An 18,548-nucleotide genomic window follows, 5' to 3' on the forward strand; every position below is an offset into this window, starting at 1 on the left:
ACTTCGTCTTATGAGTTCATTTCTTGCTGACAATGAAATTCCCAATGCTTCATTATCTGTCAAATTCATTTGTCTTCATTCCCTTGTGCCATCTTCGCTAATGCTCTAAGCTCCTCTAGGCTTAAATCTTTCATCTTAGCGACAGTTGCATTTGTTGCGTTATCAACTTGTAAATTCTGTTTTTCTGCTAGTTCTGCTTCTATTCGGTATTTTTTGGCTTGTGCTCGTGTAAGCTCGTTGCGTGCATTCTTATCTTCTAAGCGGTCTGCGCGCTCTAAATACCACACTGCGGTCGAAACGTCCTTACGATTTATTATTTGATCTGCTATGAGCATTTTTGATCGTGCTTTTAACATACCCTGCCAGCCTTTTCTTTTTCGACGCATATCAGGGTTTTTACGCTCGTAATCTCTCCATGTTGTTGTACCAATATCAAGCAATTCACAAGCGTCTTTAAGCGTTAAGCCGGCAATCATATAATTCTTCATTCCCTTAATTACTTCTGGCGTGATTTTCGTCGGTTTACCAGCTTTTTTATTTGCCAAGCCTAACACCACCTTTCTTAGTCAAAAAAGCTTTAAAGGGTCAAATATTAGCAAATAAAAACACACCACGTATAAGTAGTGTGTTAAATCTATAAATTGTTCAATTTGTCATCAATAATATTTTTTAATTCTATTAATTCATCTCTATCAGCATATTCTTTAATATACTTTTTAGCGCTGGATCTATATTGATAAATTTTTTGTTTATCTTTGTTTGCTTGTTTCCATTTAGCATTAGCTCGCTTGCGGGCTTCTGTTAGTTTAGTCATTACGTAACCCCCCAATTAAATATAGTGTGGTTATCAGGGCTACTATTCCATTTAAAAGTTCATTAGCCAAAAAGAAACTAATCCACATAAGTGCAATTAAAGAAATTGAAATTATTTTTTTCATAATTAACCGAAATACATGATAAAATATGTACAGCAATAAGAGGTTATTGCTAACCTCTTATAAAGAATCAACGCTTGCGATTTTTTCGCTTTTTGCGTTTCTTCTTGTGGCTGTTTTGTTTTTTACTGAACCATGTCTGTTTTACCAGTACCACAGTAGACACGGTGTAAAAAATCAATTCAGCCACTTTTTCTATACTGTCGATTGGGTCATGCATCCCATTTTCCTCCTTTCACTTATTATAATACACCTTTAAAGGTACAAAATCAAGTGAATTGTTAGAGGTTTCAATTATTATTTTTAGTTATTTTATTTTTACAGCTGTTTGCTACGGCGTCAACGGCTCCATCGTTATCTCTCGGATTATTTTCATACGGCTTCACATCTTCAATGTTCATTTCTTTAACTTTCATGCTTTTGATATTCTCCCAAACATATAAAAAAACCAGTTTTTCAACTGGCAATAACTATTTTTTACATCTTATAATTATACTTCTTGCATACTACGTAAAGCATCGGTTACAACTTTAGAAACATTAATTTTATTTTTTTTAGCCCAATCATTTAAATTTTCTGGAATAGATACATTTCTTCTGACAGTTTTTTGATGCTGATTTAACCATTTACTCATATTTACAGGCACCCACATAATAAAATCATTTTTTTCAAGCTTCCACTTTCTAGGATCTTGTACTTCAGGATACTCAGTATCAGCAATCATGGTAGCAATTGCATCTTCCGCATGAACCATAGCTTCCTGCAAAGTTTCACCATCAGTTACCATACCCTTGATATTTGGAGAAACTACACTGAAATAATGACCTGATTCATCATTGCACTCTGTAACAACAACTGGGTATATAAGATTTTTGACTTTATTCATTTGATGTTTTAAAAGAATGTGCCAAACAAACGAGCTACAAAGTTCGTTTGTTTATAAATGATTCATTTTCTTTATAAGATAAGCTTGCCACGCCTATCAAATTTTAGCTGAGCTTCTTGAATGATTTTTTGTTCTGTACGTTTTCGTAATTCTTTACCATGCATTGGAACTTCCGTCATTCTTCCATCTGGATGAATAAATTTTCGATGTCCGCCAGATTTAGGAACTTCTTTAAAGCCAGCTTTTAAAAGATAGTGAATCATTTTTTCGGGCTTAATCGGCATATCCTTTTTTCTCCTTTCTTTATTCCATATATATTATACACATAATAATACACAATGTAAATAAGAAAGAAGTAAAATTTAAAATTAGAAGCTATAAGCATAATGTAGGACTTTTATATACTCTAGCTGATAACTTTCAAAAGCAATTCATGCTTCCTTTTACCTGTAGCCGTAAACGAATGCTTAACGCCCATATCTGCAACTATCTCTGTATTAGGCAATTGAGTATATTCACTGATATAAATTTCACTATTGGGTAATGAGCTATACCATTTATGAAATCTTTCATGATTAAATCCACCGTATTGGTTGCCAGTTCCTATGTATGGTGGATCCAAGTAAATTATATCATCTGTGCTAAGCTTTAGACTGCGATAATCGCAGGACTTAAAGCTAAGCCTTTCTAGTTGTTCTAGAGCTTGAAACTGTTCTAAACGTTGCAATCTCCTGCTATATCGCAAGCCTTTAGCCAATATCTCTTTCTTAACTTTGTGATATTTTTGATAAGTTTCAGTTATCGTTGATGACTTACATCTGTCATACAAAAAATCATACTCCGTTCCCGTATTACCATACATTAGTGCTTGTGATATAAGTATCTTAAATTCATTATTTTTCCCAAAAATGAAACTACAACGATCATTAGAAAAAGACCAGCACGTTAACACAATTTCTCGCTCTATGCTAATCTTTTCTTGCTTTTTATATCTAAAAAACGTCTCACGGTTTGGAACTGCGAAACGTTTTAAATCAATTTTAGGATTATTAGTAATCAGGGCTTTTAAAAGATTAACAATACTTGTGTTAATGTCATTATAAATGACTTCATCCCATTTACCTGCGCTAATAGCATGCAAAGAGATTGAACCACCGCCGCCAAAAACATCTATTAGTCTTTTACCCTCTGGCAATATATCAATGATTTGATCCGCTTTTTGGTTTTTATTGCCAACGTAAGGCAGCCCTCTCATCCACCTATCTTTAAGCTTGATAAAATTCACCAACTTTCTAAACTCATTTAGATTAAGTTACTGGGGTATATAAAATACTAACCTCCACTTGAGCCAAAACTTTTTCGTGTAACTCTAATTCCTTGGCGCTTGAAGGCTCGCTTTAAAGCTTTATAATTTTTATCTACATTTTTTGCAGTACGATCCAAGCTATTTTTATTTAACATCATAGTTTGACGTCCATAAGTACGGTTAATCATACGTTGTATACGCTTATCACCAGCGCCACTCCCTTGAAGTCTTCTAGGGACTGACTTATGATTACTTCGATAATTATCTATTTTGCTAAGACTAAACATATTCATTTGTCTAGAACCAACCATTTTGACTTACCTCCTTACTTTTCAAAGTATCTTTTAACTTGTTCAAACGTAATAAATTCCTCATTGGCTGGAATATTAGCTTTTCTATAAAATTCTTCTTTGGCTTCATTGCTTGGAAAAACAACTTTAGTGTAAAAATTTATGATTGTTGAGTCATTTTCATTGCGCCTAAACGAATTTTTAGCAGCAGCAAACTCAGCTAAACCAGCTAAACGATCTTTTTCATCTTCAACTTCTTCATCATACTTAGTGTTTTTCTTATCTTGGGGGTCATCGTTAAGATTACCATTAAAATCAATTTCGCCATCATACATAAAGTCAATATCAGATTTAGTGAAGCCCATATCTTCAAAGCTAACATCTTGTGCAAGATTAGCCAGCTCGTTTAAGTCCCAATCACCTTGCATGCTTGGATTATTGAGTTGTACATTAAGCTTCTTTTCTGTCTTTTCGTCTACGTCAATAATTGCCACTGGAACATCGTAATCTTTTTTACGATAAATTTTATCAGCAGCGGTTAAACGTTGATGTCCACCAACTAGTACTCCTGTACGCTTATTCCATACCAGCGGTTCAATCAAACCATTTTCGCGGATAGCTTTAACTAATTTCTTTTGATTACTTTCGTCAATTACTCTAGGATTATAATCAGCGAATTTAATTTCACTACGTTTTACAGTTCCATACTTGAACTGTTGCAACGGTTTAGACATCTTTTAATTTCCACTCCTTCCAGTACTTGCTTTTTTAACTCTAGACCTAACTTGATTTATTTCTGATCTACTCAAATAGCGGATTGAAGGCATTTTAGCTTTTTTAAGTAATCTACGCTTACCGTATATAACCAGTCCGCCTCTACGGTTAATTCTAGCCCTAAATCTATTAATTCTTGGAACTTCTGCCGCATTTTCACGCAATCGTTCATTCTTTATATCACGACGATAATTACCATCTTCTCGCCATCGGCGTTCTTCCTCTGCTACATGTTTCTCATACTTAGCTTCCCATTCACGAACACTTCTTTTATGAATTCTAGCCCAGGTAGTTGTTTCTGGTTGTTTAACGCCTGGCGGTGTTTCTATCCAACTAGCCATTATTTTTCACCACTTTTCTTATTCATTTCATACTGTAAGACACCAGCTTGCGCTTCAGGAAAAAATTTTAAAATTCTTTGATAATCCTTAGGATATATATCTTTAATTGCTGCTAGTTCTTTACCAGCTAAACTATGAAAGCTAAAACCAAGCTTTCTATTAAACTCTGGATATAGTAATCTATGATACTTGATATATTCTTTAATCTCTTTATCGTGCCAGTACATAACTGGATAAAACCGCCGTCTTTTAACGTCAACTGAACCAGAATGTTTTAACATTGATAATCTAACAATAGAGTCGGCAATTTTCTCACCGCCAGCAATCCATTCAACTCCTGTTTGTTTACGAACATAAGCATAAATATCATTAATTTTTACTAGGGGTACTGTAAAATCTGGATCTCTAAAAGAGCCATAACGATAAAAATTAGAGTTTTCAAAGTGAGGTACTCTCAGAATTTCAATACCATAGTATTTTTCGTACTTTTTCAGCGTGTTTTCTTGAAACTCTAAGCCAGGTACCAGATACATGAAAAACGCTCCTACATGCTTAAAATATCTCATACATAAATCAAGTGTTACTATGCTATCTTTACCCATAGAAAAAGAGACAATCACACTATCTGTAATTTGACTTTGTGTTTTAATTGCATCTAGTAAGCTCATGCTTCTTTTCTCTCTTTCTTCATGAAAAATAAAAAAGCACTGTATGCTTACAGTACTTTATAAATATATGGTTATACCATCATCTAATTCTAAACTTTCTAAAAGTCGTTGCTTTTCGGCGTTTCTTTGAATGATATACAAGGGGTTCTACTTTATTTTGCCACCATTTTTCAAATTTTGGATTATCATGATCTACTTTAATAAATGGTGCAGGCTTAATTAATTCATCAGTTACATTAAAAAGCCTCAACTGTCCCTTTACCTTAATTGGTTCAATGAGATAACTTCCGCCTTTTTCAAACGGTGCTAAATGCCAATAGTAGCATTCATTAAATCCGTTCCAATTTATATCAGTTAAATTTGCTACGGCAATTGCATACCCAGGTAAGCCACCATCAACCTTTTTAGTGGTTGAACATAATAAAACGGGACCACGATACTTAGTTTGCCATGTACGATATTCAATGGTTTTTCTACCTTCGATAATATCACGAATATAGTCCCCTCTAATAGATAATGCTTTCATAACTATACCTCTAATAAACTCTAAGTCTTTTTAGTTATTTTTCTAGGGTCTTTTTTTCCTGTGATAGCTTCCATCGCTTGCGTGGTAACTACCCACTGTTTTCCAAATTTTCTAATTGAACCTTCTGGGAACTTTTCAGGATTAGCCATATAAATACGTCTTACATAATTTTCAGCATGACCCCAAATTTTTGAGGCTTGTTTTGCGTCCATAATATCCGGACTATTAAGATTTATCATTATAACGCACTCCCTATAGCTTTAATTAATGTCCCTAACACAATTGCCAGTACAGTAAGTGCAAAATAACGATTCATTTTTTCTTTGTGTGTCATGGTATAATTAGATATGTCAAAGAGGGAAGCCTGTTGACTTCTCTCTTTAAAGCTTACTTATGTTTGATGATTTCTTGGAGTATCTTACCAACTTGCTTAACCAACTCAGTTGCTGGGTAACTCCAAGTTCCGATCATTGCATACTTTGCAATCTTTTCGGATACTTCATCATGAGTAAGCTTTTTCTTTTTACTTCTCTTTGACATACCTTTTACCTCCTTCCTTCAGATTACATATATATTATAGTACGATATCGTTTATATGTAAAGAGAATAAGAAGAAAAATTTTAAATTTATAGACTATTTTTTAGACACGCCTAGAGCTATATCACTACTTCTCGTGTTTTTTCTTTTTCATTTCTTTATTCAGCTTATGAATAAGCCAAGCTTCATAGTTGCAGCTTACTAAGCCAATATCATCTAATCGCTTCATTCGCCGTATCCTAGCCAATCAAGAATAGCCACTACAATAACTGCCAATAGCCATATAGCTATATAAATAAATACAGGTAGTAAAACTAACCACCACGACCAGGCAATAATATTCAATATCTTCAGAATGATGAAAATAATCGCTAAAGCTATTAATAAAAGCCGCATAATTTATGCCCTCATTTCTTTAAAATTTCACAAACTCAAAATGTTGATTTACCAACCTTAAATGAACTTTACTCACCGTGGCCAAACAACATTTTTTCACAAATAAAAAGCTAGCTGTTAAGCTAGCTAGTATATTTATAAATAAAGGAACGCGGCGGAATTGAACCGCCAAAGCCAATTGCGTTCCTGCCTCCTGTCAAAAAGACGTAATTAGTTAACCCAAAACGAGTCAAAAAAAGAACTTGCTTCAAATAATGAAAGAAATGGTAGCCTTATGGCTACCTAAAGCGGCTCTCAGACTTGCACCGAGAATGTGGCTTCTTGCCGCTTAATATGATGGATAGATTTATCAAGTAAAAAATATTTATAGAAGTTTTTAAATGAAAATTGTTCGCCCGCATTGCAGGCAATGCACGCACCGGGTTATGCTCCCAGCCTATCACAGCTTCAACGGCGGTGATGTGCTAACTAATTACACTATACGTGCAAAACTGGGAAGCCGCTTCTGCACAGCAACGCTTTTACAGTTAGGGAGCCGACTTGCGTTAGGCTTTCGTTCGTTGACCATCTCTCTGAGAATGGGCGCGTCCGCAGCAACCACTAACTAACCAGACAATCGGTGCCGAAGAGATTCGAACTCTTTATGTTGGTCGAATTAACAAGGTAAACAAGAGCTTTGCCCCTTCAACCACTTGGGTACGACACCATAAAAGCCAGCAATATATATAATGACCCATTAATTTAACCTACCGCTGGCTCGCTCTCCTGAAATATACAGCCGAGGTAGTTGAATGTTTCCGCATTCTAGACCGTCCATTTCAGGGTCATCGCTTTTACTTTTTAACGCCTAGCACAACTCACATACTAGGCTAAAACTTGCCGAGGAGTCCAACCTCGGTTGCGCGAGTACCTAATGCACAAGCAAGCGTGCCAAGTTAAGTTGTAAAAAAAGACTAAATTTATTATTTTCTTCGTGCGTGTTTTTTTGCCTGCTTTCTGGGTAAAGTAGGCAATTGCCACAGCTGGAATCGAACCAACCTATGGAGCTCCTGCCTTAAAGGTTCGCTCGTGGCAACTCGGAGTAAAAAATGAAAATAAAAATATAAGATGTGCATTCCTTAGTGAATCTGTGAAGCTTTATCTTTAAAACCTCACGATACCAATTTACACCCTTTTTACTTTAAAAGCTTACCAACTAATTACCACATATTTACTCAAAAGTTGCGTTTTTCTGCTTTCCTCAACCACATTCACAATGATAGGCATAATAAATAAATGCGACAACATTTATTTTTTTGCTTTTGCCCCTTGACTTTTATTAGTCTTTATAAACATGCAAGTCTATAATCTTGGAGCAATGTAATTTTCTCTGCCAGTACTCAAAAAGGTCAGCGAAGGCAATCTCTGCAGCATGTAGCCGTTTATAATATACATTTTGTTCGTATCGTGATCGGCTTATTCTTTCGCGGTAGCCTTTTTCTGTGAAGTACCTATCTACTAAAACAGTCCTATAAGGTTCTGGTATTCCTTGCACGGTTTTTACAATAGCATCAATTTCTATGCTTACATCAATTCCATTTATTACTTTATCTTCATTGTGATTACCCGTGTTAGTATGACTACCACCAGCTTGGTCAAGCGTGGGACTCGACAAATTAACTAGCTTTACACCTGCCATAAATTGCAATCTTTTTAAATCCTTTTTCAGCAATTTACGCACATTTTTGCAAGTTTCTTTTTCGTCAATTTCTCTCAGTAGTTCCACGCTTATCCCTCGCTTACAATTTTTTATCTACTCTTGTCTTTATCTGCATGTAGTACTCATAATTCAAGTGACTCATGACTTTTTTCATCGGATCATCATATAAGCAAATAATTTCTGTAACGAGGTTTGGGTTCCACTTGGCAAGACCAGCTAATTGGCTGTAGCCGCCCTTTTCAAGTTCTAAAATTAATTCTTTTTGCAAATCTTCCTTAATCATACCAGCTAACCCTCACTCTAACCTCAGGATTAGCCCCGTACTCTTTTTTTAATGAACATGCGGTGACTTGACTATCATCTTTATAAATTCCTTCTATTAGCATTAATTTGTGCTTCTTTTTGGGGTTCATTCCGTCAAGTATGGACTTAATGATATTATCACTATCAGGCTTTTTAGTTGGTAGCTCCTGACCACTCATACAAGCTTCTTTACGCTTTTTTGGGTAACTTTTAGGTATTTCATACACAGCCACTATATCTACGCTTACAGCACATTCTAAGGGGCGCGTATTCTCATATACCTTGCTGTACTCTTCCTTCGCGTTGTATCTTACTAAGTCCTCATACATATGACTCTTTTTAGGTGTATAAAAGTGCCCATTACGTCCTGACCTTGGTCTTTCTTTACCTTGTGGCTTCCCAGGTACTATAAATGTAAAAGATTTAAGTTCTGCCATTAACTTCCTTCCTTTTATGCTATACTTAGTTGTTGTTTTACCGAGCTAAGCTGTTGCTTGGCTCTTTTTATTTGCTAAAATTTGTGCTTCGCTTACTAAATCATCAACGCTACTCTCAAATAGAGTGGCGTATTTTTCTAGAGTTCTAAAAGTAAGCCCTTGACCATTTTGATGTCTATATACTGTGGTGATTTTGCGTTGCAGATAATCCGCCACACATGTGATAGATAAATTGCGCTCGTTAATTTTTTGTCTAAGTACTTGCCCAATTTCAGTGTATAGGTTAAGCTCTTTCAGCATTTTGTCGCTAAGCTTGTTATCAGCCCTTTTAACCCTCTTTACTTTAGGAATGATACTTTTTATGTCTTTTAATTCAAAACGCTTTATAAACCAAATTCCTACGTCCTCCAAGTCTGTAACTTTTAATGTCTTACCTGCTTGAAGGCGTCGACTAACTGCTTGCGTATCCAAGTCGCAGTAGAGCTTTAAGCCCTGACTTGTGATAAGCATTGATTTACGCTCTGTTGGATATTTTAACTTCATTTTTGCCCCCATCATTACTTGTGCTTTGCTTATTATTAAAGGTCTAACCAACTCATGTAGTAGCTAAATAAAGCTACATCTTCTTTGCTCGGATTGACATAACCCCTTTGCCATAATACCTCCTATTTTTGACTCAATTTTCTTCCGCACATAGGACAATAATTAATCGTTTGGTCTGTCGCTATGTTTAGCTTTCGATTGTTGCGGATGTGGATTGCCTTATCGTTGCCAACATATACAAATGTAAATTCATCTCGCCCTCTAGCAACTAAGGTAGCACGATTGTTTGAACCAAAATCACAATAATCACAACCTTGTAAGTAAGGTACAGACACACCAAAAAAGTTAGCTAGTTTTTGCCAGGTTTCAAGTTTTGGCTCACGTTTGCCGTTTTCGTAACGTGAAATTGTCATAGGCGTAACTTTTAAATTGTTTGCTACATCATTAAGCGTATAACCTTTTTGCTTTCTTAATTCTTTTATTCTGTTAGCCATCTTTTACCGTCTCCTAATCTCTATCTTTATAGCCATAGATAAGTGCGGTAGTAATAAACATTTCTCTAAAATCATGCAAAATCGGGTCACTTATCCAATCTTTATATTCTTGACTCATAGGCATATAATCGGAGTTTGCACCGAATTCCCATTCTTCTTTTAATTTTTTCTCAGGAGCATGAGTATTCAGCATCATCATGACCATTCCTTTAAAAGATAGTGCTGGATTTACCATTGCTTCTTCTGTAATCCAATCCAGTCTATCTCTTACATAACTTGGAATAGATAATCTTAGCATCGGGGGCTCAATTTTTTTAGTTTCTTTGTTGTAATACCAATTGAAAACTGCGTCATATACGTCCTTAAATTCTTGTGTGTTGTTCATTTTTTGTTTTCTTCTCCGTTAAATCTTAAATTTCTTTGTCCATTCGCTTACTACTTCATCCACCTGATTAGTAATTTCAGGTGGGACATTATCCTCACCCAGAAACTCCGTAGGTTGTCCATAGATTCGACCATTACACCCAATGTAAAGCGTAAGTATGGTTATAATGCTTGTTTCACCAAAGTAAAAAATCACGATTGATTTACTTGCTTCAGTCCTTTCAAAATAAGCGTCAATTTTGTGATCGACTACTCTCAGCATGCTTCTTAAATCATCAAGCATTTTTCCGGTAAAACCACTCATTACAAACCTCCTACAGCCCAAATGACCCACACTAGCAGACCAAAGAAGACCGTTAATTCAATCAATTCTTTCAAATTTCAGCACCTCCACAATGCTTTTTTCTGGATCTAGCACGTGAATTACAGTACCTGTCCTCATGCTTTCCACAATCCAGTAATCGCCGTTGTCGCTGGTTTTGATTAACTTGGGTAGCAAATCTACCGCACAGACTTCAGCAAGCACACAAGCGCCATTTTCTAGCCTAATATCAATCATTTTTTGCTACTCCCTTTTTAGTTCAGTTTTCTCCCACACATTGGACAGTACTCAATTTCAAATGCTACATCTATATCTGTCATATTGGTCAGATTAAATTCAACTCTTAAATCCTTATCCCTCAGCAAGATGGTTAATTCCGAGTCGTCATTGTAACGTACGGCGCCTATAGTATGCTGCATGCCGCCAAAGACATGACAGAAGTTACACGTATTTTGCTTTATTTCTGACTGCGGCAAATCTCTAAAACCTAACAAGTAAGGGACAGATACACTAAAGAATCGCGCAATCTTTTGTATATCTTTAAGCTGGAACTCGCGGATAAAATTGCCTTCATAAGCTGAAAATTCTGCTTGGTCTATATTCAGTTCTTCTGCTAATTCTAGCTGAGATAACCCGGAATTCTCTCTTAGTTCCTTAATTCTGTTTTTCATTAGTTTTCCTCCATAAATTCCTTTAAAGCATTGTAAATCACCATCACTGTAAAGCATCGTCTGTTGTCGCTATTTGTAAATTTAATATCGATAACGTCCTTATCTTCAATACATTTATTAACTTCATCTTCAATGCTTTTATCAGTAGGCATGAAGAAGAAAAACATCTTAATTTTTGCTTTTTGAAAGTTACTTCTCATTTTTATCTACTTCTCAAACCTAATCTTTACCGTACTTCCTAAAAATCGCATTGATTTCTTCCTGCGACATTTTAGGGGCACTTCTTTCACTTTCGGGGTGGTAGCTGTCCCAGTCCACACCAGTCGTCAACGTATTCCGCTGTTGCCTTTGATTAGCATTCTGCACAGTAACTGGAGGCTGTAAGTAATCATCAAAGTGACTAGCAGCAAACAAGGTGTTAGGTCTTAAAAAATTGACCATCTTTTCATCACCAGCCCACTCAGCCACCTTGTTATCTATCACTTGCTTAAACTGCGCCAGCTTTTCATCAGGTGTTAACTTATGCCCATTAATATCTGTTCGATCATTCCATCTAGCTCTAATTAAGTTACGATAAGCTTTAGTATTTGGGTTAAAGCTACGATTAGCCTTATCATTCAAATACTCAATAATTTTTTTGTAAGGTATTTTTTCTTTTTTAGTTTTAGGGCGGGTGGCGTCGGAGTCGTTAGACTCGACATATATATCTTTATCCTTACTTAACCTAACCTTACCTAACCTAACCTGAGGTAACCGTTTGGCAACCACTGGTTGACCATTGGTATACCGTTGGTCAACCTGCTTACTATCTATGCCTTTCTCTGACGTTTTATGCCTATCCTCTTCAATATTTTTAGCAGATATAACATCTTTCGCTAATTGATATTGTCCATTACTATCAATAATCAACTGTGCTTTATCTTCCTGGAATACTGTTTCGCTGTATCTATCTTTCCTAATGGAATTATGGATACGCCAGTGTCTGATAACTATAGCTCCATCATCAAATGTCAAGATATATCCTTTAGCTATTAATATTTTTAAATCATCATCACTAGCGTTAATCATGCGCTTAATAGTTTTAGGATTACTTAGAAACCCGTCATCATCGGCGTGCATATTTAAGTAAAAATACAAGACCTTAGCGGTTGCAGGTAAATCCATAAAATTATCAGTATCAACTACCAGTTGACTAAACATCCTTCTTCGAGCCATTGTCTTTTACTCCAAACATCTCATCTAAAAAGCTTTCTTGCTTTACGCTTTTTTCTTGTTGCTCTGCTTGTCGCACCTGTTTAAGTGCTTCTTGCTTTTCGATTTCTTTTTGTTTCTTTAACTCAGCTTCTTTGGCGGCTTGTTCTTCTTGCTGCTTCTTTTTCTTATAGATGTCAGCAATTTGATGAATTGCTTGTGCTGTTTGTGGATCATGCGGCTGCTTTAGCCAATCACGAGCTTCTTTTATACCTTCAGCTGCTTCTTGGTATAAGTCCATTAAATTAGCTTTAGGGTCAATGCCGTATTGGACCGTATAATTTTCAAGTTCGGCTTTAGTTAAGACTCGTGGTTGGTAACTATTAGCAAGTGCACTTTGTACATCATCATCATCTTCACTAGCTATACCAAATGCCGCTGAAAGAGAATATCTTTTGGCGTATGTCATGACACTTGCTGCTGATTGCGGATCTGCTGCGTTAACTGGGAAGGTAATTACTGGCGTTGTCCCTATTGTGCCTGTAATGTCGATGATGCCAGTCGAAACAGAAACAGAGATTTTGTCTTGTGCAACGTTGAAAATATAGCTTAGTGTAGCTACTCCGTCCTCCATTGTTGACCTAATAGCGTCCATGATTGCCTTATCAACGTCTGATAAATCGGCGTAAGAATAGCTGAATGTCTTACCAGTTCTTTTTGAATAGACTTCAACTTTATGATTTTTCTTCGGTTGTTTAATCGCCGCTTTTACTTGTATAAAATGCTTAGCCCATGAGGCTATATCATTCCCTTGAAATTCCATAATTTTTACACTCTCTTAAACTCAATATTTTCACACTTTAAAAACTTGCCTAGCTTTTGTGCCTGTTCTTGCGTCAAGAATGTATCAAGCTTCAGGTTTAAGCCTGCAAAAATTTCTCCAGTTTTAGGATTAATTAAGTTGTTGCCTTTTCGCTCTAATTTAGGAGCTTCATTTTCAGCTTCTAAAGCGTTTTCGGATAAAAAGCCATGTTCTACATTCATGCGTTTTAAAGTTGCTTCTAGACCGTATTTTTCTAAATCTAGAATGTAAAAATCAGGTAGCAAGCCTAATGACTTGGCATTTTCTTCAACAATGTGGATATTTTGTTCTTGTTGTTGTTTCTCTTTGGCAGCAATTTCAATTAAGCGACGAGCTTCAATCTCAATTGAAGTCCAACGAGCTGTTTTATTGTCCCAACTTGGGTTATAGGCAATCTTGCCGAAGTCAACACCGTAACCTTCAGCAATCTTACTTAGTCGCTTAACATTTAAAGCGTGTCTTTCTTTAATTGCTTTGGTATCAAGTTCTTTAATTCCATCACTTAGAGCTTTAGCAGTAGCTTTAAGCTTCTTAGCAAGCTCCATAACCTGGTTTTCAAAATCCGAAGTAGATTTATTTGCTTTACCAGCAACCGCCTTACGGCCTTGATCTAGTTCCTTAGCAAGGCGATTAATTTCAGCTCTAGACTTTTTAAGTGAGCTGTAGCTTTCAGGAGTTACAACGATATTGCTGAATCTATCAGCAATTTCATCAATCTTCTTTTCTAAATCGTCATAACCTGGGAATTTTACTTCACTGGGTTGGAATTCAAGCAGAAAATCTCCACTATCAAATTTAATTAGTTCATTCTTCATAGTTAGCCTCCCACAAAATCTGCTATACTAAGTACAGATTTTGTATTTGAATTAATTTTTTGATTGAGTCTTAGCAATTCCAGTGCTAAGGCTCTTTTTTATTTCTTCAAACCCTTCTAGGACCATCACGCCTACATCTAAGGCGTTTGATGCTTTAATTAAATTATCTTGGGTATCTTGCGACATTATTCGTTCTCCATTGTTTCGTAACTTCCATAGACATAATCACTACAAAAGTCATCTATACTAGATACTTGTTCGTTTTTTTGACCATCTTTATAGCAGACTTCGCTTAATTCCTGAATAAACTCGTCTAACATGTCCACATCGCCTTTTTTGAGTAAGTCATATAGGATGAAATCGTAGTCAGTCACGAAGTCACCGCCTACGCCAATAGAAACGTACTCTTGACCGTCATAAACTACCTTCAAGTCATCAGCTAATGATCCTTTGATAAAATCCTTTTGTGCTTGCATTTCAGCGTCTAATCTTGCAACATTGCCCATTTGTTATAATCCCCTTTCAATTAGTTATTCCTTTCTGTCTTCTTTTCATACTTTTCGCTCATAACCGAAAGCATCATCAAGAATGGTGTAGGTCTAGCTTGTACAGCACCGCTTACCGTGCCTTCCTTATCTACGTAAGAGATAAGGATGTCTTCAACTTCGCCACGCTGAATCTTGTAAGCTAGCTGGTTCAGATAGTCGATAGTCTTCTTTGGATCAAAACTATTTGTACGCATTTTGCATCACCTCCCTAAAGTGCTAAGCCTAGTAACACACCGATCATCAAGCCAACCAGCCCCCAGCCGATGGCTCTCAAATCTTGTTGATGTTGTGCTTCTTCAATTGCGGCTTGTTGCTGTTTAGCTCTCTTCAAGCGCTCGCTTGGACTTTGTCCAAATGAATTTGCAAGTAAAATTGAGTCTTTTTCTTCAACCTTTGTGGTTTGATTTTTTGATAACATGTTTGTGATCCTCCATAAATTTGTCTAAATCTTTTTGTCCATATCTAATGACACCGTCAACCATTGCAAACGGTATGTCATACTTTTTGCGCCATTTGTAAAAAGTGCTTCTATTAACTCCAATGTATTTTGCTGCATTTGTTGCGTTGTACCAGCCGTACATTGGATTTTTCATTGCTGGTGCTCTTTCTTCTGCGTCTTGATAAATAAGCTTAAAAGCTTCTTGTATCAAGTCGCCTGCCTGCTCTGCTGCTGTCATAATTATTTCTTTCCCTCTCAGTGTTAAAATTTGATTAGTCTGTAGATATGGTGGTGATGCTATGCTTGATAAAATTAACTTTGGAATTGGAGTGATAACTTTTATCTTTATGATTGCAACTTATGTATTTACACTTGCTTTTAATAAAGGCTACTTTGATGTAGATACCTTTGTCTTAGAGGAAGATCGTGGTCATTTCCGTATTACTTTTAGCTTCATGAATGGAACCTCAACAGTAATTAAAGTTAAAGAGGTTATTTTTAGAGATAACGCCAATAATAAAATTCCAATATTGGATTTCAATCCAGAAAAATACGATGATGCTTTACGAACTGAAAAAGCTCGCAAATATGATGAAGAACATCGTAATGATGTAGCTTATTTTACTGGTATGAATCCTTATAAAATAAAGCCAATAAAATTGCACCCAGAATCGAAACCTACTGTTATTCCATTTTTAGTGAGTTCCGGAACCTCTAAAGACCTAAAATTCTATCTTGATAAAAAGCCATCATCTGTCGAGCTTGTCTTTACAAGAAGGGTTTTTATTGGTGTCCGTTTTCTTATCTTTCCAATCTTTAAACGTTCTACGCTTTTCGAGATAAATATGTAAACTCATTCCAAATATTCCGATTGCTAAAAGCATAGTGAGAATATTTATGATTAAAGTAGCTATCTTAATCATTTCTTTCCTTCTCTAAGCCACATCATCACGTTCAATTAATGGCAAAATTCCATTCTCTTTCAGTACATCGTAGATAAGCTTGCGGCCTTTTTGCGTCCACTTGGTTTGTAATTTTGTATGTAGCTTACCTTCTCTATCTGGGAATTGGATTGTCTTACTTACTGTGTAACCCTTACCCATGTAAACCTTGTACAAAATCCATTGGTCACTTACCTTACGCTGCACTCTATACTCATGTAGTAACTTGTTCAGCTTCTTAGCACTCATACCGTAGTCGGCAGCAATTTGAGTGATGGTTAAAGCGTCTGGAGTATTCAAGATTATGTCTAAATATCCAACCTTCTTATTAGCTTCTTCAAGCTGACCGGCTAAGTTCCTATTTTCATTTTCAAGTGCTTGACGCTTAGCACGTTCTTCTTTTACTTGTTTAGCTAGGTTAATAATTGTGTCTGGGTTTAAAAGTATCTCTTCAGCCTTCTTGGTTGTGAGATAAGCTCCATGCTTTCTGATTGATGGTAGGACCTCGCTTGTAACCCAGTGCTTGAACTTTTTGGCGTTTGGCATTTTGCTACCAAAGATTAATGAGTAAACGCCTGATTCAGTGATTAAGTCAACATTTATAAAACCTTTTCCGTTTTGGAAAATTTGTGAAGCTTTCACAATCTCACTTCTTTTGTCTTCGTTATCTACATGATCTTGAATTGCTTTCGTAGGTAGCTTGTAATCTAAGATCGTTGCCACATCTTTACCAACGAAGTAAGGTGTTTCATCAATCAAAACAGTTCTAACTTGGTTACCCTCGAAATTGAATAATTGTAAGTTGTTCATTTTGTTAGTCCTCCATTCCTAAATAGCTATTAAATTTTTTAATCCATTTTTTAGCATTAGGGCCAGTCTTGGCACCTTTAATGATGTCAGACACATATGGTTCGCTAAGTTGGAATTTTTTAGCTATGTCTTTCTGAGTTGTAGGTTTTAGTCCAACTGATTTATTTCTCATCAATTGGATTTTTACCTTTTCTGGATAAGTTAAACTTCCCATCTTTTCACCTTTTTTCTAAAAAATATTGTTTACATCTACCTTTGGTGGTAGACTATGGGTATATTAAATAAGCTAACTAATTAACTAATACTATTAGTTTTAGTTTGCTAATTATCGCTTTTTGAAAGCTTAATGATTAGCTCATTTGTTAACTTACACGAATAAGTATATTGCCAAATGTGGTAGATGTCAATATAAAAATCTACTTTTTTTGGTAGATTTTTAGAAAGATGATGAAAATGGTTGATAACACTGTATTTGATCGTATAAAAAAACTTGCTGAACGTCATGGAAAATCAATTGTTGATGTAGAAGCTGAGTTAGGCTTAAGTAAAAATTATTTATATAAATGGAAGAAGTCCAGCCCGTCATCAGATAAATTAACAAAAGTGGCAGATTATTTTAAAACTTCTACAGATTATCTTTTAGGACGTACCGACGACCCTTCCCCTGCGTCTAAACCATCAGTAACTTCAACTGACTTAGACAATATGTTAGACAATGCGCGTGCCTTTAATGGTAAGCCCATGACTGACCACGACCGTGAAAAAGCTCGTAACATTTTAAAAGCATTATTTGCCGACTAGAGAGGTGTTAAGTGTGGATAGCAAAATTAAGCAGATGCTAAAGAAGCACAATCTAGTACCAAGATATGATGACTTAGACAATGAAGGTTACATTATTCATACTCCTGATAATTACCCTGATGTAATTTTAATTAATCAAGATGCTACGGATGAACAAATCGAAAGAGTCATATTACACGAAATCGGACATGCCATAAACGATAGTAAGGTAATAGGAAATTATAAAAATAATTACCTAACCCGTTTATTATGTGAAAATAATGCAGATGATTTTATGATTAAAGAAAAAGTTAAAGAATACGTAGCATTAGGCAATGATGTTTTAAGTTCTAACTATGTAAATCTAGCCCAGTTTTTAGGTACTAAAAATTATCATAAGGTTAAGCTTGAATTATCAAAATATGTGAAACGTGAACTAATTTAGTCCGACACGCCTTTGAATAAATGAGTTAATGCGTCTTTATATATCCAAATAGTTTGAATGCGAAACGTAAATGCGTCATAATAATGGTACTGGGAATTTAGTTCCTTTTTACAATTATGACGTGGGACTTGGTCCCTTACCCTCTATTCAAATTATTGGATAGAGGGCTTTTTTTTGCGAAATTTTTAATTAGGAATAATCAAA

Annotated in this window: 38 protein-coding genes and 1 tRNA gene; 3 read left to right on the forward strand and 36 right to left on the reverse strand. The window is 35.7% G+C overall.

Annotated features, from left to right (window positions below; translation table 11 throughout):
• Nucleotides 1-65: 65 nt before the first annotated feature.
• The 34 genes from J2Z60_RS08805 to J2Z60_RS08960 form a co-directional block, all read right to left on the reverse strand.
• Nucleotides 66-545: a hypothetical protein gene (locus tag J2Z60_RS08805; protein WP_209687331.1), complete on the reverse strand. Its 480-nt coding sequence runs from the start codon at nucleotides 543-545 to the stop codon at nucleotides 66-68.
• Nucleotides 546-634: 89 nt separating this feature from the next.
• Nucleotides 635-814 (reverse strand): hypothetical protein, encoded by a 180-nt coding sequence (locus J2Z60_RS08810; protein ID WP_209687332.1) that lies wholly within the window; start codon nucleotides 812-814, stop codon nucleotides 635-637.
• 191 nt (nucleotides 815-1,005) lie between these two features.
• Nucleotides 1,006-1,155 carry a hypothetical protein gene (locus J2Z60_RS08815; RefSeq protein WP_209687333.1) on the reverse strand — a complete coding sequence of 50 codons (150 nt, stop codon included), beginning with the start codon at nucleotides 1,153-1,155 and terminating at the stop codon, nucleotides 1,006-1,008.
• 70 nt (nucleotides 1,156-1,225) lie between these two features.
• Nucleotides 1,226-1,351: a ParB N-terminal domain-containing protein gene (locus tag J2Z60_RS11010; RefSeq protein ID WP_281063422.1), complete on the reverse strand. Its 126-nt coding sequence runs from the start codon at nucleotides 1,349-1,351 to the stop codon at nucleotides 1,226-1,228.
• A 74-nt stretch (nucleotides 1,352-1,425) separates the two neighbouring features.
• Nucleotides 1,426-1,821 (reverse strand): type II toxin-antitoxin system HicB family antitoxin, encoded by a 396-nt coding sequence (locus J2Z60_RS08820; RefSeq protein ID WP_209687334.1) that lies wholly within the window; start codon nucleotides 1,819-1,821, stop codon nucleotides 1,426-1,428.
• A 71-nt stretch (nucleotides 1,822-1,892) separates the two neighbouring features.
• On the reverse strand, nucleotides 1,893-2,105 hold the full coding sequence (locus J2Z60_RS08825; protein ID WP_209687335.1) for a type II toxin-antitoxin system HicA family toxin: 213 nt from the start codon (nucleotides 2,103-2,105) through the stop codon (nucleotides 1,893-1,895).
• 122 nt (nucleotides 2,106-2,227) lie between these two features.
• Nucleotides 2,228-3,106, reverse strand: coding sequence for a DNA adenine methylase (locus J2Z60_RS08830; RefSeq protein ID WP_342590250.1), 879 nt, complete (start codon nucleotides 3,104-3,106; stop codon nucleotides 2,228-2,230).
• A 47-nt stretch (nucleotides 3,107-3,153) separates the two neighbouring features.
• Nucleotides 3,154-3,438, reverse strand: a complete 285-nt coding sequence (locus J2Z60_RS08835; RefSeq protein WP_209687336.1) for a hypothetical protein — start codon at nucleotides 3,436-3,438, stop codon at nucleotides 3,154-3,156.
• Nucleotides 3,439-3,452: 14 nt separating this feature from the next.
• On the reverse strand, nucleotides 3,453-4,151 hold the full coding sequence (locus tag J2Z60_RS08840; RefSeq protein ID WP_209687337.1) for a ParB N-terminal domain-containing protein: 699 nt from the start codon (nucleotides 4,149-4,151) through the stop codon (nucleotides 3,453-3,455).
• A gap of 3 nt (nucleotides 4,152-4,154) precedes the next feature.
• Nucleotides 4,155-4,532 carry a hypothetical protein gene (locus J2Z60_RS08845; RefSeq protein ID WP_209687338.1) on the reverse strand — a complete coding sequence of 126 codons (378 nt, stop codon included), beginning with the start codon at nucleotides 4,530-4,532 and terminating at the stop codon, nucleotides 4,155-4,157.
• A complete protein-coding gene (locus J2Z60_RS08850) occupies nucleotides 4,532-5,200 on the reverse strand; it encodes a phosphoadenosine phosphosulfate reductase domain-containing protein (protein WP_209687339.1) in 669 nt (222 codons plus the stop codon). Before J2Z60_RS08850 ends, J2Z60_RS08845 begins: the two co-directional genes overlap by 1 nt.
• A 79-nt stretch (nucleotides 5,201-5,279) precedes the next feature.
• Nucleotides 5,280-5,726: an ASCH domain-containing protein gene (locus J2Z60_RS08855; RefSeq protein WP_209687340.1), complete on the reverse strand. Its 447-nt coding sequence runs from the start codon at nucleotides 5,724-5,726 to the stop codon at nucleotides 5,280-5,282.
• A 20-nt stretch (nucleotides 5,727-5,746) separates the two neighbouring features.
• Complete coding sequence (locus J2Z60_RS08860) at nucleotides 5,747-5,965, reverse strand: helix-turn-helix domain-containing protein (RefSeq protein WP_209687341.1); 219 nt, start codon at nucleotides 5,963-5,965, stop codon at nucleotides 5,747-5,749.
• A gap of 148 nt (nucleotides 5,966-6,113) precedes the next feature.
• Nucleotides 6,114-6,266: a hypothetical protein gene (locus tag J2Z60_RS08865; protein ID WP_209687342.1), complete on the reverse strand. Its 153-nt coding sequence runs from the start codon at nucleotides 6,264-6,266 to the stop codon at nucleotides 6,114-6,116.
• Between the two features lie 223 nt (nucleotides 6,267-6,489).
• On the reverse strand, nucleotides 6,490-6,660 hold the full coding sequence (locus J2Z60_RS08870; RefSeq protein ID WP_209687343.1) for a hypothetical protein: 171 nt from the start codon (nucleotides 6,658-6,660) through the stop codon (nucleotides 6,490-6,492).
• 617 nt (nucleotides 6,661-7,277) lie between these two features.
• Nucleotides 7,278-7,366: transfer RNA gene (locus J2Z60_RS08875), tRNA-OTHER, on the reverse strand.
• A gap of 612 nt (nucleotides 7,367-7,978) precedes the next feature.
• The gene (locus J2Z60_RS08880; protein WP_209687344.1) at nucleotides 7,979-8,425 is read right to left on the reverse strand and encodes an ArpU family phage packaging/lysis transcriptional regulator; all 447 of its coding nucleotides are present in this window, start codon (nucleotides 8,423-8,425) and stop codon (nucleotides 7,979-7,981) included.
• A 13-nt stretch (nucleotides 8,426-8,438) separates the two neighbouring features.
• Nucleotides 8,439-8,642, reverse strand: a complete 204-nt coding sequence (locus J2Z60_RS08885; protein ID WP_209687345.1) for a hypothetical protein — start codon at nucleotides 8,640-8,642, stop codon at nucleotides 8,439-8,441.
• Nucleotides 8,635-9,099, reverse strand: coding sequence for a RusA family crossover junction endodeoxyribonuclease (locus tag J2Z60_RS08890; protein WP_209687346.1), 465 nt, complete (start codon nucleotides 9,097-9,099; stop codon nucleotides 8,635-8,637). The genes J2Z60_RS08885 and J2Z60_RS08890 overlap by 8 nt, the downstream gene beginning before the upstream one ends.
• A gap of 45 nt (nucleotides 9,100-9,144) precedes the next feature.
• Nucleotides 9,145-9,642, reverse strand: a complete 498-nt coding sequence (locus J2Z60_RS08895; protein WP_209687347.1) for a hypothetical protein — start codon at nucleotides 9,640-9,642, stop codon at nucleotides 9,145-9,147.
• Between the two features lie 122 nt (nucleotides 9,643-9,764).
• Nucleotides 9,765-10,136, reverse strand: coding sequence for a helix-turn-helix domain-containing protein (locus J2Z60_RS08900; RefSeq protein WP_209687348.1), 372 nt, complete (start codon nucleotides 10,134-10,136; stop codon nucleotides 9,765-9,767).
• 13 nt (nucleotides 10,137-10,149) lie between these two features.
• On the reverse strand, nucleotides 10,150-10,521 hold the full coding sequence (locus tag J2Z60_RS08905; RefSeq protein ID WP_209687349.1) for a hypothetical protein: 372 nt from the start codon (nucleotides 10,519-10,521) through the stop codon (nucleotides 10,150-10,152).
• Nucleotides 10,522-10,539: 18 nt separating this feature from the next.
• Complete coding sequence (locus J2Z60_RS08910; protein WP_209687350.1) at nucleotides 10,540-10,824, reverse strand: hypothetical protein; 285 nt, start codon at nucleotides 10,822-10,824, stop codon at nucleotides 10,540-10,542.
• Nucleotides 10,825-10,881: 57 nt separating this feature from the next.
• Nucleotides 10,882-11,079, reverse strand: coding sequence for a hypothetical protein (locus J2Z60_RS08915; RefSeq protein WP_209687351.1), 198 nt, complete (start codon nucleotides 11,077-11,079; stop codon nucleotides 10,882-10,884).
• A gap of 17 nt (nucleotides 11,080-11,096) precedes the next feature.
• Entirely contained in the window at nucleotides 11,097-11,513 is a 417-nt protein-coding gene (locus tag J2Z60_RS08920; protein ID WP_209687352.1) for a helix-turn-helix domain-containing protein, read from the reverse strand.
• The gene (locus J2Z60_RS08925) at nucleotides 11,513-11,713 is read right to left on the reverse strand and encodes a hypothetical protein (protein WP_209687353.1); all 201 of its coding nucleotides are present in this window, start codon (nucleotides 11,711-11,713) and stop codon (nucleotides 11,513-11,515) included. The genes J2Z60_RS08920 and J2Z60_RS08925 overlap by 1 nt, the downstream gene beginning before the upstream one ends.
• Before the next feature lie 19 nt (nucleotides 11,714-11,732).
• Nucleotides 11,733-12,728 (reverse strand): conserved phage C-terminal domain-containing protein, encoded by a 996-nt coding sequence (locus J2Z60_RS08930; RefSeq protein WP_209687354.1) that lies wholly within the window; start codon nucleotides 12,726-12,728, stop codon nucleotides 11,733-11,735.
• A complete protein-coding gene (locus J2Z60_RS08935; RefSeq protein ID WP_209687355.1) occupies nucleotides 12,706-13,527 on the reverse strand; it encodes an ERF family protein in 822 nt (273 codons plus the stop codon). The genes J2Z60_RS08930 and J2Z60_RS08935 overlap by 23 nt, the downstream gene beginning before the upstream one ends.
• Nucleotides 13,528-13,532: 5 nt before the next feature.
• Complete coding sequence (locus J2Z60_RS08940) at nucleotides 13,533-14,381, reverse strand: DUF1351 domain-containing protein (protein ID WP_209687356.1); 849 nt, start codon at nucleotides 14,379-14,381, stop codon at nucleotides 13,533-13,535.
• Between the two features lie 51 nt (nucleotides 14,382-14,432).
• Nucleotides 14,433-14,567, reverse strand: a complete 135-nt coding sequence (locus J2Z60_RS11015) for a hypothetical protein (RefSeq protein ID WP_281063423.1) — start codon at nucleotides 14,565-14,567, stop codon at nucleotides 14,433-14,435.
• A complete protein-coding gene (locus J2Z60_RS08945; RefSeq protein ID WP_209687357.1) occupies nucleotides 14,567-14,887 on the reverse strand; it encodes a hypothetical protein in 321 nt (106 codons plus the stop codon). The genes J2Z60_RS11015 and J2Z60_RS08945 overlap by 1 nt, the downstream gene beginning before the upstream one ends.
• A 20-nt stretch (nucleotides 14,888-14,907) precedes the next feature.
• Nucleotides 14,908-15,123, reverse strand: coding sequence for a hypothetical protein (locus J2Z60_RS08950; RefSeq protein WP_209687358.1), 216 nt, complete (start codon nucleotides 15,121-15,123; stop codon nucleotides 14,908-14,910).
• Between the two features lie 14 nt (nucleotides 15,124-15,137).
• On the reverse strand, nucleotides 15,138-15,347 hold the full coding sequence (locus tag J2Z60_RS08955; protein ID WP_209687359.1) for a hypothetical protein: 210 nt from the start codon (nucleotides 15,345-15,347) through the stop codon (nucleotides 15,138-15,140).
• A complete protein-coding gene (locus J2Z60_RS08960; protein WP_209687360.1) occupies nucleotides 15,316-15,606 on the reverse strand; it encodes a helix-turn-helix domain-containing protein in 291 nt (96 codons plus the stop codon). Before J2Z60_RS08960 ends, J2Z60_RS08955 begins: the two co-directional genes overlap by 32 nt.
• 61 nt (nucleotides 15,607-15,667) lie before the next feature.
• Between J2Z60_RS08960 and J2Z60_RS08965 the strand changes: the two genes are divergently transcribed.
• The gene (locus J2Z60_RS08965; RefSeq protein ID WP_209687361.1) at nucleotides 15,668-16,219 is read left to right on the forward strand and encodes a hypothetical protein; all 552 of its coding nucleotides are present in this window, start codon (nucleotides 15,668-15,670) and stop codon (nucleotides 16,217-16,219) included.
• 84 nt (nucleotides 16,220-16,303) lie between these two features.
• Here the strand turns inward: J2Z60_RS08965 and J2Z60_RS08970 are convergent, their stop codons facing one another.
• Nucleotides 16,304-17,119 (reverse strand): phage antirepressor, encoded by an 816-nt coding sequence (locus tag J2Z60_RS08970; protein WP_209687362.1) that lies wholly within the window; start codon nucleotides 17,117-17,119, stop codon nucleotides 16,304-16,306.
• Between the two features lie 4 nt (nucleotides 17,120-17,123).
• Complete coding sequence (locus J2Z60_RS08975; protein WP_209687363.1) at nucleotides 17,124-17,333, reverse strand: helix-turn-helix domain-containing protein; 210 nt, start codon at nucleotides 17,331-17,333, stop codon at nucleotides 17,124-17,126.
• Nucleotides 17,334-17,572: 239 nt separating this feature from the next.
• Here J2Z60_RS08975 and J2Z60_RS08980 point away from each other — a divergent pair, with 239 nt between their 5' ends.
• Together J2Z60_RS08980 and J2Z60_RS08985 are read left to right on the forward strand one after the other, a co-directional pair.
• Nucleotides 17,573-17,920, forward strand: a complete 348-nt coding sequence (locus J2Z60_RS08980) for a helix-turn-helix domain-containing protein (RefSeq protein ID WP_209687364.1) — start codon at nucleotides 17,573-17,575, stop codon at nucleotides 17,918-17,920.
• Between the two features lie 13 nt (nucleotides 17,921-17,933).
• Nucleotides 17,934-18,344, forward strand: a complete 411-nt coding sequence (locus J2Z60_RS08985; RefSeq protein WP_209687365.1) for an ImmA/IrrE family metallo-endopeptidase — start codon at nucleotides 17,934-17,936, stop codon at nucleotides 18,342-18,344.
• The last annotated feature ends 204 nt before the right edge of the window (nucleotides 18,345-18,548 follow it).

It is taken from the genome of Lactobacillus colini (assembly GCF_017874575.1).
GTDB lineage: Bacteria > Bacillota > Bacilli > Lactobacillales > Lactobacillaceae > Lactobacillus > Lactobacillus colini.

What these genes read in the sequence shown, in the direction of transcription:
- J2Z60_RS08835 (WP_209687336.1), bottom strand. Translation starts at nt 3,438, where the DNA reads ATGGTTGGTTCTAGACAAATGAATATGTTTAGTCTTAGCAAAATAGAT.
- J2Z60_RS08920 (WP_209687352.1), bottom strand. Translation starts at nt 11,513, where the DNA reads ATGAAAAACAGAATTAAGGAACTAAGAGAGAATTCCGGGTTATCTCAG.
- J2Z60_RS08970 (WP_209687362.1), bottom strand. Translation starts at nt 17,119, where the DNA reads ATGAACAACTTACAATTATTCAATTTCGAGGGTAACCAAGTTAGAACT.
- J2Z60_RS08905 (WP_209687349.1), bottom strand. Translation starts at nt 10,521, where the DNA reads ATGAACAACACACAAGAATTTAAGGACGTATATGACGCAGTTTTCAAT.
- J2Z60_RS08975 (WP_209687363.1), bottom strand. Translation starts at nt 17,333, where the DNA reads ATGGGAAGTTTAACTTATCCAGAAAAGGTAAAAATCCAATTGATGAGA.
- J2Z60_RS08965 (WP_209687361.1), top strand. Translation starts at nt 15,668, where the DNA reads ATGCTTGATAAAATTAACTTTGGAATTGGAGTGATAACTTTTATCTTT.
- J2Z60_RS11015 (WP_281063423.1), bottom strand. Translation starts at nt 14,567, where the DNA reads ATGTCGCAAGATACCCAAGATAATTTAATTAAAGCATCAAACGCCTTA.
- J2Z60_RS08870 (WP_209687343.1), bottom strand. Translation starts at nt 6,660, where the DNA reads ATGCGGCTTTTATTAATAGCTTTAGCGATTATTTTCATCATTCTGAAG.
- J2Z60_RS08855 (WP_209687340.1), bottom strand. Translation starts at nt 5,726, where the DNA reads ATGAAAGCATTATCTATTAGAGGGGACTATATTCGTGATATTATCGAA.
- J2Z60_RS08900 (WP_209687348.1), bottom strand. Translation starts at nt 10,136, where the DNA reads ATGGCTAACAGAATAAAAGAATTAAGAAAGCAAAAAGGTTATACGCTT.
- J2Z60_RS08930 (WP_209687354.1), bottom strand. Translation starts at nt 12,728, where the DNA reads ATGGCTCGAAGAAGGATGTTTAGTCAACTGGTAGTTGATACTGATAAT.
- J2Z60_RS08940 (WP_209687356.1), bottom strand. Translation starts at nt 14,381, where the DNA reads ATGAAGAATGAACTAATTAAATTTGATAGTGGAGATTTTCTGCTTGAA.
- J2Z60_RS08895 (WP_209687347.1), bottom strand. Translation starts at nt 9,642, where the DNA reads ATGAAGTTAAAATATCCAACAGAGCGTAAATCAATGCTTATCACAAGT.
- J2Z60_RS08885 (WP_209687345.1), bottom strand. Translation starts at nt 8,642, where the DNA reads ATGATTAAGGAAGATTTGCAAAAAGAATTAATTTTAGAACTTGAAAAG.
- J2Z60_RS11010 (WP_281063422.1), bottom strand. Translation starts at nt 1,351, where the DNA reads ATGAAAGTTAAAGAAATGAACATTGAAGATGTGAAGCCGTATGAAAAT.
- J2Z60_RS08890 (WP_209687346.1), bottom strand. Translation starts at nt 9,099, where the DNA reads ATGGCAGAACTTAAATCTTTTACATTTATAGTACCTGGGAAGCCACAA.
- J2Z60_RS08945 (WP_209687357.1), bottom strand. Translation starts at nt 14,887, where the DNA reads ATGGGCAATGTTGCAAGATTAGACGCTGAAATGCAAGCACAAAAGGAT.
- J2Z60_RS08860 (WP_209687341.1), bottom strand. Translation starts at nt 5,965, where the DNA reads ATGATAAATCTTAATAGTCCGGATATTATGGACGCAAAACAAGCCTCA.
- J2Z60_RS08865 (WP_209687342.1), bottom strand. Translation starts at nt 6,266, where the DNA reads ATGTCAAAGAGAAGTAAAAAGAAAAAGCTTACTCATGATGAAGTATCC.
- J2Z60_RS08815 (WP_209687333.1), bottom strand. Translation starts at nt 1,155, where the DNA reads ATGCATGACCCAATCGACAGTATAGAAAAAGTGGCTGAATTGATTTTT.
- J2Z60_RS08820 (WP_209687334.1), bottom strand. Translation starts at nt 1,821, where the DNA reads ATGAATAAAGTCAAAAATCTTATATACCCAGTTGTTGTTACAGAGTGC.
- J2Z60_RS08925 (WP_209687353.1), bottom strand. Translation starts at nt 11,713, where the DNA reads ATGAGAAGTAACTTTCAAAAAGCAAAAATTAAGATGTTTTTCTTCTTC.
- J2Z60_RS08955 (WP_209687359.1), bottom strand. Translation starts at nt 15,347, where the DNA reads ATGTTATCAAAAAATCAAACCACAAAGGTTGAAGAAAAAGACTCAATT.
- J2Z60_RS08845 (WP_209687338.1), bottom strand. Translation starts at nt 4,532, where the DNA reads ATGGCTAGTTGGATAGAAACACCGCCAGGCGTTAAACAACCAGAAACA.
- J2Z60_RS08980 (WP_209687364.1), top strand. Translation starts at nt 17,573, where the DNA reads ATGGTTGATAACACTGTATTTGATCGTATAAAAAAACTTGCTGAACGT.
- J2Z60_RS08810 (WP_209687332.1), bottom strand. Translation starts at nt 814, where the DNA reads ATGACTAAACTAACAGAAGCCCGCAAGCGAGCTAATGCTAAATGGAAA.
- J2Z60_RS08825 (WP_209687335.1), bottom strand. Translation starts at nt 2,105, where the DNA reads ATGCCGATTAAGCCCGAAAAAATGATTCACTATCTTTTAAAAGCTGGC.
- J2Z60_RS08840 (WP_209687337.1), bottom strand. Translation starts at nt 4,151, where the DNA reads ATGTCTAAACCGTTGCAACAGTTCAAGTATGGAACTGTAAAACGTAGT.
- J2Z60_RS08935 (WP_209687355.1), bottom strand. Translation starts at nt 13,527, where the DNA reads ATGGAATTTCAAGGGAATGATATAGCCTCATGGGCTAAGCATTTTATA.
- J2Z60_RS08950 (WP_209687358.1), bottom strand. Translation starts at nt 15,123, where the DNA reads ATGCGTACAAATAGTTTTGATCCAAAGAAGACTATCGACTATCTGAAC.
- J2Z60_RS08850 (WP_209687339.1), bottom strand. Translation starts at nt 5,200, where the DNA reads ATGAGCTTACTAGATGCAATTAAAACACAAAGTCAAATTACAGATAGT.
- J2Z60_RS08960 (WP_209687360.1), bottom strand. Translation starts at nt 15,606, where the DNA reads ATGACAGCAGCAGAGCAGGCAGGCGACTTGATACAAGAAGCTTTTAAG.
- J2Z60_RS08915 (WP_209687351.1), bottom strand. Translation starts at nt 11,079, where the DNA reads ATGATTGATATTAGGCTAGAAAATGGCGCTTGTGTGCTTGCTGAAGTC.
- J2Z60_RS08910 (WP_209687350.1), bottom strand. Translation starts at nt 10,824, where the DNA reads ATGAGTGGTTTTACCGGAAAAATGCTTGATGATTTAAGAAGCATGCTG.